The 14627-nt window shown below is 33.3% G+C and carries 14 protein-coding genes and 1 pseudogene; 5 read left to right on the top strand and 10 right to left on the bottom strand.

Annotation, left to right across the window (positions count from 1 at the left end; translation table 11 throughout):
- Positions 1–707: pseudogene (gene ltrA, locus X929_RS03215) on the bottom strand (group II intron reverse transcriptase/maturase); the annotation flags it as partial.
- 364 nt (positions 708–1071) lie between these two features.
- On the opposite strand from ltrA, the gene X929_RS03210 reads away from it, so the two are divergent.
- Complete coding sequence (locus tag X929_RS03210; RefSeq protein WP_103066604.1) at positions 1072–3588, top strand: alpha-amylase family glycosyl hydrolase; 2517 nt, start codon at positions 1072–1074, stop codon at positions 3586–3588.
- Positions 3589–3649: 61 nt separating this feature from the next.
- On the opposite strand, the gene X929_RS03205 is transcribed toward X929_RS03210, so the two are convergent.
- The gene (locus tag X929_RS03205) at positions 3650–3892 is read right to left on the bottom strand and encodes a glutaredoxin family protein (RefSeq protein ID WP_103066603.1); all 243 of its coding nucleotides are present in this window, start codon (positions 3890–3892) and stop codon (positions 3650–3652) included.
- Between the two features lie 237 nt (positions 3893–4129).
- Between X929_RS03205 and X929_RS03200 the strand changes: the two genes are divergently transcribed.
- Entirely contained in the window at positions 4130–5038 is a 909-nt protein-coding gene (locus tag X929_RS03200) for an alpha/beta fold hydrolase (RefSeq protein WP_103066602.1), read from the top strand.
- On the opposite strand, the gene X929_RS03195 is transcribed toward X929_RS03200, so the two are convergent.
- The 6 genes from X929_RS03195 to mreB all read right to left on the bottom strand — a co-directional run bounded on the left by X929_RS03195 (position 5027) and on the right by mreB (position 10744).
- Positions 5027–5557, bottom strand: a complete 531-nt coding sequence (locus X929_RS03195; RefSeq protein WP_103066601.1) for a hypothetical protein — start codon at positions 5555–5557, stop codon at positions 5027–5029. The two genes, X929_RS03200 and X929_RS03195, sit on opposite strands and share 12 nt — an antisense overlap.
- A 107-nt stretch (positions 5558–5664) precedes the next feature.
- Positions 5665–6906 carry a hypothetical protein gene (locus X929_RS03190; RefSeq protein ID WP_146255767.1) on the bottom strand — a complete coding sequence of 414 codons (1242 nt, stop codon included), beginning with the start codon at positions 6904–6906 and terminating at the stop codon, positions 5665–5667.
- Between the two features lie 16 nt (positions 6907–6922).
- Entirely contained in the window at positions 6923–8632 is a 1710-nt protein-coding gene (locus X929_RS03185; protein ID WP_103066599.1) for a penicillin-binding transpeptidase domain-containing protein, read from the bottom strand.
- Positions 8613–9026, bottom strand: a complete 414-nt coding sequence (locus X929_RS03180; RefSeq protein WP_103066598.1) for a hypothetical protein — start codon at positions 9024–9026, stop codon at positions 8613–8615. The genes X929_RS03185 and X929_RS03180 overlap by 20 nt, the downstream gene beginning before the upstream one ends.
- Positions 9027–9045: 19 nt before the next feature.
- Positions 9046–9723, bottom strand: coding sequence for a hypothetical protein (locus X929_RS03175; RefSeq protein ID WP_103066597.1), 678 nt, complete (start codon positions 9721–9723; stop codon positions 9046–9048).
- A gap of 1 nt (position 9724) precedes the next feature.
- Complete coding sequence (gene mreB, locus X929_RS03170) at positions 9725–10744, bottom strand: rod shape-determining protein (protein WP_103066596.1); 1020 nt, start codon at positions 10742–10744, stop codon at positions 9725–9727.
- Positions 10745–10943: 199 nt separating this feature from the next.
- On the opposite strand from mreB, the gene X929_RS03165 reads away from it, so the two are divergent.
- The 3 genes from X929_RS03165 to speE are packed head-to-tail and all read left to right on the top strand — an operon-like array spanning position 10944 to position 12771.
- On the top strand, positions 10944–11480 hold the full coding sequence (locus X929_RS03165) for a helix-turn-helix domain-containing protein (RefSeq protein ID WP_103066595.1): 537 nt from the start codon (positions 10944–10946) through the stop codon (positions 11478–11480).
- A gap of 14 nt (positions 11481–11494) precedes the next feature.
- The gene (speD, locus tag X929_RS03160; RefSeq protein WP_103066594.1) at positions 11495–11893 is read left to right on the top strand and encodes an adenosylmethionine decarboxylase; all 399 of its coding nucleotides are present in this window, start codon (positions 11495–11497) and stop codon (positions 11891–11893) included.
- Positions 11893–12771: a polyamine aminopropyltransferase gene (gene speE, locus X929_RS03155; protein WP_103066593.1), complete on the top strand. Its 879-nt coding sequence runs from the start codon at positions 11893–11895 to the stop codon at positions 12769–12771. The genes speD and speE overlap by 1 nt, the downstream gene beginning before the upstream one ends.
- 32 nt (positions 12772–12803) lie before the next feature.
- Here speE and X929_RS03150 read toward each other — a convergent pair whose 3' ends face one another.
- Both X929_RS03150 and X929_RS03145 read right to left on the bottom strand, forming a co-directional pair.
- Entirely contained in the window at positions 12804–13820 is a 1017-nt protein-coding gene (locus tag X929_RS03150; protein WP_103066592.1) for an SPL family radical SAM protein, read from the bottom strand.
- Entirely contained in the window at positions 13789–14625 is an 837-nt protein-coding gene (locus X929_RS03145) for a 5'-methylthioadenosine/S-adenosylhomocysteine nucleosidase family protein (protein WP_103066591.1), read from the bottom strand. Before X929_RS03145 ends, X929_RS03150 begins: the two co-directional genes overlap by 32 nt.
- Positions 14626–14627 lie beyond the last annotated feature (2 nt).

Genomic DNA, 14627 nt, shown 5'->3' with positions numbered 1-14627 from the left:
GGCCTGACTACTTTGCTTTTCTTCTTGTTCACTTTTAGCTTTAATTCCTTCTCTATGTATTTTGTTATACTTTCCATCACCCTGTATGCGGATTTCTTGCTTTTCACGTATATGTCGCAATCGTCTGCATACCTGCAAAACTTGTGTCCCCTTTTTGTTAGTTCTACATCAAGTTCGTGGAGCATTATGTTGCTTAGTAATGGGGATAGCGGTCCCCCTTGTGGAGTCCCTTCTTCTGTTTCTATCACTACCCCATTTACCATTACCCCACTTTTGAGGTATTTCCTTATCAGGGATATCACTCTGCCATCTTTTACGTCTTTTGATATTATCCTCATCAGTTTGTCGTGGTTGACTGTGTCAAAGTAGCGTTCTAAGTCTATGTCCACTACCCATGTGTGTCCTTCGTTTAGGTATTCTTTGCTTTTCCGTATGGCTTGTTTTGCATCTCGTAATGGCCTAAATCCATAGCTGTTATCTACAAATTTCTTTTCGTAAATCGGTGTCAACACCTGCGCTATGGATTGTTGGATTACTCTGTCTATTGCTGTCGGTATGCCTAGTAGTCTTTTCCCTCCATCCGGTTTCGGTATCTTTTTTCTCCTTACCGGTTTCGGGGTGTACCTTCCTTCAAGGAGCTCTTGCCTTAATTCTTCTCCATGTTGTTTGAGATATCCAAAGAGTTCTTCTACTTTCATCCCGTCTATTCGCCAGATCTACTCCGTGAAGTTCTGGGTAGCTGTTGGACTTCGTTTTGAGTTGCAAACTCGTCCACTCCACTTAGCCTTGTATCTGGTTCTTGTTCATCGGACCGGGACTTTGCCTTGGGCTTCCTTCAGATTCCACCTCACGGTGGACACCCTTGCCTTCGACTAGTGGTTCCCGCTACCTGGCCCACAACGGACTTTCACCGCTTAGATATTGCCCATGCTGGGCGCACCACCTAAAGGGATGCACAATGCATCCCTTTTTTTATGCGTATTACTTGGATTTGCATGTTGCTCAAATTTATGTTATAATTTTTTAGTAAAACGTTTCCATTATTACAAAAGTTAAAAGGAGGATGGAGAAATGAAAAGATACTTAGGTTTAGTAACATTGTTTCTTTTTTTAGCTTCCTTTGTTTTTTCCGGGACACCTTCTCCAAATTGGGAAGATCAGATCATCTATTTTGTTATGATAGACAGGTTTGCAAATGGAGATACTTCCAACGATGTACTAACAGATTCAGGGATAGAAAGTGGAATGGTAAACTCAAAGTACAACGGAGGAGACATCCAGGGTTTGATCGACCAATTAGATTATATAAAAGAATTAGGGGCAACTGCAATCTGGGTTACACCGCCTGTAGCTAACCAATGGTGGGATGGAAGTGTGAATTATGGAGGTTACCATGGCTATTGGGCTAGACATTTTAAAAAGATAGACGAACATTTTGGTGATTTAGAACTTTACAAAAAATTTGTAGAAGAAGCGCACAAAAGAGGTATGTATGTAATCCAAGATATCGTATCGAATCATACGGGAAATTTTTTGATTTACAAAAATGGACAATATTTTTTAAACAATCAAAGTGTTCCAACAAACAAACCCGACCAGTATCCTTTCAATATGAATGATTATAACGATCCAGAACAAAGAAAATTGAATGTTTATCATTGGCCCTCTGAAATTAAAAATCCAAACCAATATAATACCGAATTTTCTCAGTTAGATGATTTGAACACTGAGAATCCTTTAGTGATAGAAGCTTTGAAAGATTCTTACACTTTTTGGATAGAAGAAGCAGATATAGATGGTTTTAGGATAGATACCGTCATATATGTTCCAAATGAATTTTGGGAGGAATTTTTAAATGGAGAAAATGGAATATATGAAATAGCACAAAAAGTTGAAAAAAATGATTTCTTAACCTATGGCGAGGCATGGATAACTCCTCAACCTTTCACAAACGTAGCGGAGAAATCTTTAAATGAATATATGGAAATTGGATTTAATTCAATGTTAGATTTTCCTCTTCAAACGGACATCAAGCGTGTGTTTAAAGAAGGAAAACCAACATCTTACTTGGAGTATAGATTAAATCAAAGAGAAACTATGTACAAAGATCCTTCAAGAATGATAACCTTTATTGATAATCACGATATGGATAGATTCCTAAAAGGTTCTGATATAAACAGTCTCAAGCAGGCCCTAACTTTTATATTCACTATTCCTGGAATACCAACATTATATTACGGAACTGAACAAAATTTTGTTGAAACAAGGGCAGCAATGTTTGAACATGGATTTGCTTCTGGAGGAGTTGACCACTTTGATACAACAACCCCTACCTTTCAGTACATTAAAGAATTAATAGAATTAAGGAAAAATATACCAACTTTCAGATATGGAAAAGTAAAAGTTCTCTTCGCGGATGAATTAGGTCCAGGACCTTTCATTTATAAAGTAAAGGATGAATCAAAATCTTATATTATTTTGATGAATACATCTTCCAATAAAAAACATGCTACAGATGTTGATTTAGGGATTGATGAAGGTACCGTTCTTAAACCCATTTTAGTAAACAATATGATTAACAAAGAAATCGTATACTCTTCGCCTTTGAATATCTTGTTAAACGCTAAGGCAATCGGTATATTCGAGGTAACGAATGAAATTAACCCTGTCAAGGAAGAAGAAGTATCTGTAGAAATTACAAATTTAGAAGAAGATCAAACCTTTTCTGACAACTTCGTATTAAAAGGAACAGCATCAAACGCAAAATCTATTCAGGTAATCGTTGATCGTGAGGAAAAGGAATATGCTAAAATCAACCTCACACAAAAACAAAGTGAACCTTGGGAAATCCCAATAAACATCTCGGATTTCACTCCTGGGCAACACAACATATTCGTTAAAGCCTACGGAAGAACTCCATTAATAGTTGATTATTCAGAAAGTTATAATATTAATTTCGAAATTCCAATGGTGACTCTTAAAATAGTTGAAGACCTTTTGGGGGACGATAAAGGACCTAATGGAACTTATTCTTACCCAAAAGACTCAACTTTCAACAAACAGATGGATATCAAAGAGGTTGAATTGATACAAATTGGAACGATGCTTAGGATGGTTGTAACTATGGAGAATGTAACCGATATTTGGAACCCTCCCAACGGATTCGATCACGTGACATTCCAAATATACTTTGACGACCCCGACAAAAAAGGAGCAGTAGAATTACCATTTCAAAATGCAACTATGCCAAATAACTTAAACTGGGATTACGAAGTCTACGCAACCGGATGGGGCATTAGTCTTTTCAGTTCAGAGAACTCATCAGCTAATAAATATGGTGATCCAATAACTCCTGCCCCTACTACGCAGGTTAATAAACAAGAAAATAAAATAACCTTCATGATTCCACTTTCAACACTTGACACAAGCGACCTTTCAGGATGGACAATTTATATCACAACATACGATTATGACGGAATCGAAGGGGTCTTGAGACCATTATCACCAAATGGAGGACCTTGGTCGTTTGGTGGAGGAAATCCAACAGATCCGAAGATAATGGATGATATTTTAATAAAAATTGATTAACAAAAAACATAGGGCCTTTAAAATCAGGCCCTATGTTTTTATTATTATTGAACTAACTGTCTTAATTAATTCCGAGCATACTGTCTATTTTGTTTTTATCAAAACCAATTATATAACGATTTCCAATTTGAATTACTGGAGTCCCCATCTGATGAGTCTTTCGAACTAATTCTTCTGCCGCTTTTGGATCTTTTGAAACATCGATTTCTTTAAATTTTATCCCTAACTCTCTAAAGTAAGATTTGGCTTTTCTGCACCAAGGGCAACTTGGAGTTGTATAAACCTTTACTTTTACATGTTGCATATTTTCTTTCCACCTCCCATACCCTATATAGGTATTTATTTTATAATAACAGAATTTCATAATATTTCTTTTAAGAAAAGGTAAATATAATTTTGTAAAATAAAAGTGTTTAAATGTCAATTAAACATTTTAAATACGAGGTGATAAACGACGGACTACATATTTAATTATCCCAAACTTCCCATAAATTATAAAGTAAGAGAAGAAAATGATTATTTTGTTTATACGTTCGATACTGTGTATACCGACCCTATCCACCAAGAGAACGAAACTCAAGTAATTCATATGTTTAAACCAGAACAAAAAGTTAAAGGGGATATAGTTTTTCTACATGGTATTGGGCCCAACAACGTCCCATACCTTGAATGGTACGGTAGATATTTCAAAAAACTTGGTTACAGAACAAGTGTTGTGATTCTTCCTTACCATCTAAGTAGGAAGCCCAATGAAGTAGAAGATGGTGATCCCTTTTATTCACCTGAACCCCAGGAGTGTACAGTACTTTTCCATAATTCTGTAAAAGACGTTCGAAGGACGATCGATTTATTAGAAACTTTCGATGATTTTTCAGAAAATAAATTGTACTTGATGGGCGTATCTTTTGGAGGAATCATCGGTACCATGACTTTAGCCCTCGATAAAAGGGTCAAAAAAGGTATTTTGATGATCACTGGGGGAAATTGGAGATGGATAAACTTTTATTCACCATATACAGGGAAAGTTAGAGAAAGATACGCAAAAGAAAAGAATTCATTTGGTTGTGATTCAGAAGAGTATTGTAAAAAATATAGAAGTGATGCGGCTAACTTTGTAAAAAATAATATCAATTCAATAGATGATATATTCCAAAAAACACCCATCAGTTGTTATCATTACGACCCTTTGAGTTATGCCAAGTTTGTTAATCAACCCGTTCTCTATATAAAAGCTCTTTTTGATAAGATTATGCCACATAAAGCAACAAATGACCTTCAAAAGTTATTGCCAAATAAAAAGGTCAAAAGATTATTGTCTGGTCATAAATCAAGTTATTTATTCAAAAGAACCGTTGGACGTTGGGTGACTAATTTTATAGAGGAAGGTCTAACCCAAGAGAGTCTGGAAAAAAGTAGAAAAAGAGAAGAAGTGTTGGAATCAAACCGTTAAATCTAAAGTTAATCCTAAAATAAACTCCAAATCTAAAGATGAGCTGTTACTTTTATAAATTTCTAAAGATTGAAGGGTGTTTAGTAATTTTCTGACTTTTTCTGGATCAGTTTCCGCTCTTAATTCATTCGTTATTTTTTGAATTTCCTTTTCGATTCGTTGCTTTATATCTTCTGTTTCGTTGTCTTTTCTCTCTGTATTTTGTGATTCATAATGGAGATCTTGAGGTGAATTTTTGTCTATTTCTTTTTTATACAAAATAACGGCTTTAGATTTACCTCCAACGGCAGCTAGAAATCCTCCCCTCTTTTTAAGATTAAGGTCTATGTCAGTATAAATAACTATTCCACCTTTTTTCAACGCCTGAGATTTAAATTGATTTATGTTCCCTACCTCATGGGCTGCCACCCTAAGTATACTCAAAGACGCAGGAGAACTATTAGCCAATCCAGGTTCCCCCGGATCCAACTTGTAGCCCAAGTAGGGATTAAAGTGCTCTGGTCTGATGGAATCAATCATAAAATCACCTTTCTTTTGGAGGGATAGAGCCGAATAAAGAATCTTACATTTTATTGATTGAGATAAAAATAGATAATATCGACTATTTTTTGAGATTATTAAAAATTTTATTCTTTGAGTACTGTTTTAATCGTCATTCTTATTTTTACTTCATCTATTATAACAAAGTTAATATCAATTTTGCCTTTTTCAGAGTTATTTTTTAAGTTTTGATAATTCCCTTCTATCTGCATTTTGTCTATTTCGATATTGGGTGAAGACATACTTAAGTTAACAATTTGTCTGTCCTTACTGTAATTTTGCACTGTAATCAAAAAGTCTACTATTCGGGAATTTTGGGATTTGACTTCGACATCAGACATTTTTTCTATTTTATATTGTACATCCCAACTCTCACCAAGATTTATCTTGAGCATGTCCCCAACAGGAGTGTCACTAATGTAAGCTAATTTTATTGGAAAACTTTCCTTATCGAACTCCTCATGAATCCAAATTTGTCCCGAGGGTAACTCTATTCCTAAACCATTGTATTTTGCGTTTTCTATGTGTCTGATTATTCGAGTTTTTGTATAGTTTGGTATATTGGAGTACAAAGAAAAATTAATTACATTTCTGTCTTCATATGACAATATGTCGTTTTGAGATATTCTATAGTTAATTAAACTATTTTGAAAATTGATTTTTCCTAAATTCATTGTATAAGTTTGACTTAGAATCGCTTCTTTGGCAACCATCTCAAAATCACCTTCACTTGCCATCCGTGTACCGCTCAATAACTTTGTACTCTCTACGTAATCAATAGGAGACAAGTTAAGATATTCGTTCACTAAATATAGATTCGTTGGACCAACAGGAATACCCTTGATTTGGACGTTTTTGTTGAACGTCCCGTCACTTTTCATCTCATAGATAACTTCCCATGAACCTCTTGCCCTTAAAGCAATTACAGAATTTTTAGGATTCCTCAATAATATTTGAGTACTCGGTTGAATCTTATCTTTATTCTTTTCATCAGTAACACACCATTGACTTAATTGAGGATTGTAAAATAGAATTTCATTTGTTCCAACAATCTTATAAACATCTTCATCTATAGCTTCGATAAATTTTTGAGTGTAATCTTCCCAAGAAACAATCTTAAAAGGAAAATGTTGGTATACCTTTTGGAGTTCCCAAGAATCTACTCCACTGACCCAAAGCACATCAAAACCGTCTGGAACTAAGAATGAGGTATCGTTAGAAACGGTATAGAACAGTTGCACATCTTTAAAGACAAAGGTATAATTCTCTGATAGAACCGTTATACTTAAACAAATGATGAGCATAAAAAACACTAACATTTTCTTCATTAAATTCATCTCCTTTTTATTGAATGCTATATTTTTCAACCAGATCATCAAGTATCTTTCTAGCAATGGGTGCAGCCGCAGTAGACCCCATCCCTCCATTTTCAATAATGACAACAATCGAATACTGAGGATCTTTTGCTGGTAAAAAACCAGCAAACCATGAGTGAGCAGGCTTTCCACCCCCTACTTCTGCTGTACCTGTCTTTCCAGCAACCGTTATTGGAAAATCCATAAAAGACTGAAAAGCTGTTCCTTCTTCGCCAGCTGGTCCACCGAATGAGGTCACTTCTATCATACCTTGGTAAATATATTTTAGATATTCTTCGTTCATTTCGTATGAATCTCTAAGTACAGGTACATTTTTATTTATAATATTTCCAAAAATATCTTCTTCTCTTTTAAATATATTAAATTGATAATATTTTCCTTTTGTTGCAAAAATATTATATATTCTTAGAATTTGAAGTGGAGTCATTGTGATGTAACCTTGACCTATATACGTTAATAATGTTTCTCCTGGGTACCAAATGGTATCGAATTTCTCATATTTCCATCCGGGGTCTGGAAAAACTCCAACTTTTTCATTTGGCAGTTCTATTCCCGTTTTAGAAGTAATATCAAATTCATCAGACATACTCTTTAAGTAGTCTATTCCCAGTTTTTCTCCAAGCCAATAATAATATGAGTTAACAGACGCTCTCAAAGATTTAACCAAATCAGTTTCACCATGCCCTAATGTATACCAATCGTAATAAGATGCGATAACGTTGCCTTGAGAGTTTTTTAAATCGTATCTTCCAGTCGAATTTATGGTGGCTTCAGGAGATATACCTCCTTCAAGGGCAGCATATGCAACAAAAGGTTTTATGATAGATCCTGGTGGGTACAAGGCAGATGTAGCTCTATTTAAAAGAGGCATATTATTGTCATTCAAAATTCTTTGAAACTCTAAATTACTCATTCCTTGGGCAAACAAATTAGGATCTACTGATGGATAACTAACAAAGACTAATATTTCACCGGTCTTTGGTTTGGAGATGATTACCGAACCATTGTAGTTACTTTCTTTTAAATAATTGTATGCATTAATCTGTAAATCTAAATCTAACGTCAAATAAATATTGTTACCATTAATCGAATGCGCATTTGCTATTAGGGGTGAAACTGATTTATTTGTTGCAATATTGATCATTTTGTACCCTGGCTCCCCCTGTAATTCTTTATCAAATACCAATTCCAATCCTGACCTAGGAGTACCTTCGTTGTCAACATAACCCAAAACATGGTATAAAGATTCGTGAGCATACCTTCTTATATATCTTTCTTCAACTTGTAGATTTTTATCAATACTTCCTATCTTTTGAGCTGTTACCGAATTTATTTCTAAATTCACTCTTTTTTGAAAATTTAATTTATCTATTACGGTATAAGGATTATCAACAACATCTTTTAAAGCTAAGTACAATTCAGCTTCTGTTTCTTCACTTAACGTTCCTCCTAAATTCGTTAAATTATATATCCTTTGGTTCCATGCCAATAAATTTCCATTTCTATCGTATATATTTCCTCTTTTAGGAGAATCTTTTACAATTCTTGTTGATAATTCTAGAACTTCCATTGTATATTTATCCCAGTTTAAAATCTGTAATTGAAACGATCTGGCAAACAGTAATACAAAACCCAAAAAGAATAAAAAAAACAATATTTTAGCTCTTTTTTCTTTCATTTAAAACCAACCTCATGTTCATAAAATATAATACGAGAATAATTAACATATCCAAGAAAAAAGGATAAAATGAAGAAGTTATGGCACTCATATATAACGACAAAACACCACCATAAAGCAGTACTTTAATTAAAGTCATTTCTAACTGATGTAAGAAAAAGTTAAGAAGAAGAAAAACAGCAAAAAATATTATGGCGAGAAAACCTAATTCAAACCTTGCATTGAAATAAAATATAGTATATATGAACACAAAAAAAAGGAGTCTATGGTCATCTTTTTCAAGATTTGACACATATAATACAATTATAGGGAAGATGAAAAAAAGTATTTCTCCAAGCCATCTATCAAATGAAGCTGCAACTAGAGCTAATAAAAAATAAATTAGATACATCATATACTCTCACTTCTTTTGTTTAATAAGGAAAAAAGTACACTAAAAAATCATTGATTTTCACAGGGTTGAAAAGATAAAGGTCACCATATTTAGAAACAATTTCCCCCGATAAAAATATACTTTCTTTTTCTCCGCCTTTTACATACGCAGGAAGATCTATCTTTAGGTGTTGTTCCATTACTACATTATAATTATCAGGTATTTCCACCAATAAATTACCTTTATCCTCTTTTATTAAAACATCTACAATCCCTATTTTCCCAAAAAATTGTTGATCTCCCCAACCTAATTTTCTTACCACTACTCTATCTGAGAACATATTTTCAACAAAACCTAATAGGATACCATCTGTGGAAACTGCTAAATATCCTTTTTCCAAGTTACTTTCATTATTCGTTAAAACATTAAAATTACGATTTGTTGCACTTAGAATTATACCCCGAGGAATAGTTAAATCTATATTTTCACTGTTTTTACTTTCAATTAAATAAAGAGGTTTTTTGTTAAGTTCATCCAAGATACTAGAAATTTTTTCGGCGCTTGAACCTCTTTCTAAAATTTTAGAATGAAACAGTGAAAAAACCATATCAACCGGGTACGTTAATGGATCTAAAATGACTCGTAAGTTTTCAAAAGTATTAAATAAAATTGAAATAAAGATCAAAATTACTAGAAATAAAATCTGAAAATATCTCATATTAAGCTTGTTGAGATATACTTTTTATAAGATTTATCTTATCAATAACCATTCCTGCCCCTCTTGCTACACAAGTTATTGGATCATCTGCTATTACGACTCTTATCAACGTTTCCTTTTCTAACAGCTCTTTTATTCCTTTAATCAATGCGCCTCCACCCGCTAAAAATATTCCTCTATTAACGATATCATACAAAAGTTCAGGTGGAGTTTCTTCAATTGCCAATTTAATATTTTCAACTATCTTGGTAACCGGCACTCTCATGGCGTTTCTTATTTCTGAGCCTGTGATTATAACACTTTTTGGGAGGCCTGATAGAACGTCCAAACCTATCACCTCCATGCTTAATTCGTTGTACTGAGGGCTATCAAAAACATTACCAATCTCTATTTTTATCCTCTCAGCGGTTTTTTCTCCTATTACCATATTGTATTTGGATTTTATGTGATTAATAATTTCCTGATCGATTAAATCTCCTGCTACTCTTATAGATTTTGATAATACTATATTTCCCAGTGAAATTACAGCTATTTCTGTGGTACCCCCACCCATGTCCACAATCATATTCCCCGATGGCTCCTCTACATCTAAACCAGCACCTATAGCTGTTGCCATAGCTTCTTCTATTAAAAACGCTTTACTAGCCCCAGCATCTAAAGCAGCTTCTCTCAGAGCATTCCTTTCTACTTGAGTTGCATCTGTAGGTATTCCTACAACGACCGTTGGTTTAAAAAAACTAAAACCATTCATTGATGTGTTTATAAAGTACTTAAGCATTGTCATTGCTACATTATAATCTGCTATTACACCCTCTTTCAGTGGTCTGATAGCGATTATATTAGCAGGAGTTTTTCCAATCATTTTTTTAGCTTCTTTTCCAACTTTAAGCAATTCTGACGTCTCTTTATTGATCGCTATAACAGAGGGTTCGTTTAAAATTATACCTTTTCCTTTCATATAAACTAGCGTGTTTGCTGTTCCTAAATCTATACCAAGATATGGTCTCAAATACGGTCGCATTACTTAAAAGCCCTCCTTAAAAGTATATTATGCTGCCCACCCCACTACTTAGTAGTATAACACAAACAACTCATTATTGATCTTGTAGAAACATAAATGTAAATTCTTGTAATTGACAAATATAAAATAAAAATTTATAATATTAACCGAGTTGTTTAATTAACTGTTCATTTTCTATAATTTATTGGAGGATCTTGGAATGCAAATAGGTGAAAAGATAAAAAGTCTTAGAATAATGAGAAATATGACACAAGAAGAACTTGCGACAAGATCTGATTTAACTAGAGGATTTATTTCCCAAGTTGAAAGGGATTTAGCTTCCCCTACTGTTGAAAATTTGGAAATGATATTAAGAGCCTTAGGAACAGACTTGAAAGATTTTTTTTCAAATCTCGAAAATAAGGAAAAGATCGTTTTCACCAAAGAAGATAGAATACCTATATACGATACACCAAAAGGAGTTAAAGAAGAACTTCTTTTAACAACGTCCGAACCCAAAAATATTGAACCTTCCTTAGTAGTTTTGCAACCAGGTTGTTCAACGGATATCGAAAAACCTCATGAAGGTGTAGAGTTAGGATACGTGATTGAAGGGGAGATAGAGTTATACCTCAATAAAGAAGTTTATCTAGTGCGTAAAGATGAGACTTTTTTTTATTTAGCTAATAAAAAACACTTCATAAAAAATAAAAGCAACACAAATAAAGCTACTCTAATTTGGATAGAAATATTTTAAAGGAGGATTGAGAGATGGCTAAATCCCTAGGAAGACATTTGATATCAGAATTATACGATTGTGATGAAGAGATACTAAACGATGTTCAACAAATAGAATACTTAATGAAAAAAGCAGCCATTGAATCGGGGGCAACAATAGTTACTTCAACATTTCACAGATTCTTACCTCATGGGGTAAGTGGAGCAATAATCGTTTCTGAATCTCATTTGGCAATTCACACTTGGCCTGAATACAATTATGCATCTTTAGATATATATACTTGTGGAGACTCTGTCGATCCATGGAAAGCTTTTTACTATTTAAAAGATGCTTTAAATTCGAAAAGACAGGAGAGTCAAGAATTCAAACGAGGACTTTTTTCTTCTATTGGAGTACCTGAAAATTCTGCTCATAAAATCGAGGTGAGTTGATGGCTGAAAATAATCATATCTTTCCACATACTATTTTTACCGAGTACGATAAAACAAATAAAGTAGGAGTATTTTCCGAAGTAACTAATCACATTTATACCGAACAAACAGAATATCAAAGAATAGATATCTATGAAACTCCCATATATGGAAAGCTATTCTCATTAGATGGGGTTGTTATGACTAGAGATTCGGATGAATTTGTTTATCATGAAATGATCTCACACGTTCCTTTGTTCATACATCCTGACCCCAAAAAGGTCTTGGTAATCGGTGGAGGGGATGGAGGAACTGTTAGAGAAGTGTTGAAACATGATTCAGTAGAGAAAGTTGTTCTTTGTGAATTGGATAAAAAAGTTGTAGAAGCCGCTTTAACGCATTTACCCAACATTTCTTATGAGTTAAAAAATCCAAAGGTGGAATTAGTTTATGAAGATGGGAGTAAATTTGTTTCTCAATTTAAAGATGAATTCGACGTTATACTGATTGATTCCACAGATCCCACCGAAGGCGAAGGTGGGCTACTTTTTACCGAAGAGTTTTATAAAAATTGTTTTGAAGCATTGAATGAAAACGGAGTTTTTTCCGCGCAAACTGAGGAACCTTTTTTGAAGAAAGAGTGGATGATACGGGCATATAGAAGAATCAGCAATACTTTTAATATAGCACGATTGTATATGGGTTATGTACCTCAATATATGCCAGGTACATGGACATGGACGTTCGCCTCAAAAAATCTGGATCCAGTAAAAGATTTTGACCCTGAAAAAGTTAACGAGTTTAACAAAGAACTCAAGTATTATAATGAGGAAGTACACGTTGCGTCCTTTTCTCTACCTGTTTTTGTAAAAAGATTAATTAGTGACTATAGTAAATAACGACGGACGATTGTCCGTCTAATTTTTTAAAATCAAAGTATATAAATATTTGTCTTATCAAATATGTTTTTTAGTTCCGAATAGACGAATTTTATCATTTCATTTTTTAATTCTTCAGGGTAGGTGGATACCCCATTTATGGTTTGATAAGGGAAAAATGAAATTGAAGATTCAAAAAACTTTTTAAACCTTTTTAAGTAGTCAGCAGGGATTCTAAAAACTCCTAACGTGATTGCATTGATCTCTTTTATATTAATATTCTCAGTTATAGAGTTAATGAACTCCTTGTATTTATCACTCCAATTTTCTCCAATATATAGTATCGGATCCAATGCTAAATTAATTTTCCACCCTTTCTTTAACAGTTGTGATATCGCAATTAATCTTCTTTCTAAAGATGGGGTGTTTTTTTCATACTTTGATATTACTTCCTGTGGGGATATACTCCAAGTGATGATCAAATTATCTATTGGTGAGTAATTCAAAAATTTTTTATAATTGCTTGTCTTAGTTCGAATTTCTATAGTTATTAAAGGATTTTCTTTAGCAAACTTTATCCATTCTTTCAAAAACGGATAAATTCCATCAAAAAGTAATATATCGGAATCATACGATATACTTAGATAAAGCTTTCCTTTTTCAACTATCAATCTTCTTAATTCATTAAAATAGTCGGAAAGATTAACAAAGAATAAGATGTGGGAAGAGAAGTTCATGCCTTTCAAATAACAGTAATCGCAATCATATAGACAATTGACTATGAAATTTGTGTAATAAAAATCTTGCTGTTCAAAATTATGGCACAAGTTTGATCCTTTATAGATAAAATCGCCTTTTTTAACTGCTAGAATCAGAGATGGTGAAAGCTTTTGTAAAAAAGGGTTTTGGTTCTTACGAGAAAATATTTCATTGTAGTTATCTATATATATTATCTTACTTTTGTTGAGTTTGCTTATAACTTCATTGGTTAAGGAGTAATTTAAAGCGTCTTTTTCGATGTAGATATGAGAGAAAGTTTCATTTGTATAATTCTGCTTTGAGTTTTTCAAAAATCGCATCCCTTTCTTTTTTACTTTTTGGAATGTAATTAAAGTATTCTTTTAAGAACAAAGGGCTTACTTTTTTATTCGACTTGAAATAGGCATATGCATTTTCTAGCTGGTTGATCTGGGAGAATGTAAGTTTCAAACTTTTAGATACTTTTTGTATAATTTCTTCGTCTTGTTGTTGGACCAGGGGTTGAAATTTCTTTAATAGAGAGCCTACAGATTTTGTGAAAGTGAAAATTTCTTCTAATTTTCCTTGAATTAATTCATCTATATAATTTTTAGTTAGTCTTTCTACTGGTTTATTTTTACTTACTTTATCGGAAACTATTTTAAGTACATATATCTGATGTACGTTCAAAAATTTTGAAGCAATCTGAAAAAAAGCCGAAGCTTCCATGTCTACGAGATCTTCTTCAAATTCATAATCAACGTTGAGAGAATTTATACTTTGTATGGAACCTTCTTTTAAGTTGTGCTTAACTAATATATCGCTATAGTACTTTCTTTTTCTTTCATAATCTACTACTTTATTGGCTAAAACTAGATCGCCAACATTAAATTTGTTATTTAAACTACCGCATATTCCTAAATTTATTGCATAATCACAATGATTCAAGCCTTTTAAGGTATCTTTCAATAGGTAGGATGTAGCTCCTGCAGCATTGATTATTCCAACACCTGATATTACAAGAGTGGCTTCTTTGTTTTGATAAGTCTCAAAGGGCCTATCCTTAGTTTTTTTTAAATCAAGATATTTTATAATCGATTGCGTTTCAATACCCATGGCAGAGATTATATAAAGCATGC

The organism is Petrotoga olearia DSM 13574, from assembly GCF_002895525.1.
GTDB classification, from domain to species: Bacteria; Thermotogota; Thermotogae; order Petrotogales; family Petrotogaceae; genus Petrotoga; species Petrotoga olearia.
This window is presented reverse-complemented; position numbering and strand designations above follow the sequence as displayed.

Bases quoted from the DNA above. Each gene is read 5' to 3' on its own strand.
- X929_RS03210 (WP_103066604.1), top strand. From the start codon at position 1,072: ATGAAAAGATACTTAGGTTTAGTAACATTGTTTCTTTTTTTAGCTTCC.
- X929_RS03205 (WP_103066603.1), bottom strand. From the start codon at position 3,892: ATGCAACATGTAAAAGTAAAGGTTTATACAACTCCAAGTTGCCCTTGG.
- X929_RS03195 (WP_103066601.1), bottom strand. From the start codon at position 5,557: ATGATTGATTCCATCAGACCAGAGCACTTTAATCCCTACTTGGGCTAC.
- X929_RS03190 (WP_146255767.1), bottom strand. From the start codon at position 6,906: ATGAAGAAAATGTTAGTGTTTTTTATGCTCATCATTTGTTTAAGTATA.
- X929_RS03185 (WP_103066599.1), bottom strand. From the start codon at position 8,632: ATGAAAGAAAAAAGAGCTAAAATATTGTTTTTTTTATTCTTTTTGGGT.
- X929_RS03180 (WP_103066598.1), bottom strand. From the start codon at position 9,026: ATGATGTATCTAATTTATTTTTTATTAGCTCTAGTTGCAGCTTCATTT.
- X929_RS03175 (WP_103066597.1), bottom strand. From the start codon at position 9,723: ATGAGATATTTTCAGATTTTATTTCTAGTAATTTTGATCTTTATTTCA.
- mreB (WP_103066596.1), bottom strand. From the start codon at position 10,744: ATGCGACCGTATTTGAGACCATATCTTGGTATAGATTTAGGAACAGCA.
- X929_RS03165 (WP_103066595.1), top strand. From the start codon at position 10,944: ATGCAAATAGGTGAAAAGATAAAAAGTCTTAGAATAATGAGAAATATG.
- speD (WP_103066594.1), top strand. From the start codon at position 11,495: ATGGCTAAATCCCTAGGAAGACATTTGATATCAGAATTATACGATTGT.
- speE (WP_103066593.1), top strand. From the start codon at position 11,893: ATGGCTGAAAATAATCATATCTTTCCACATACTATTTTTACCGAGTAC.
- X929_RS03145 (WP_103066591.1), bottom strand. From the start codon at position 14,625: ATGCTTTATATAATCTCTGCCATGGGTATTGAAACGCAATCGATTATA.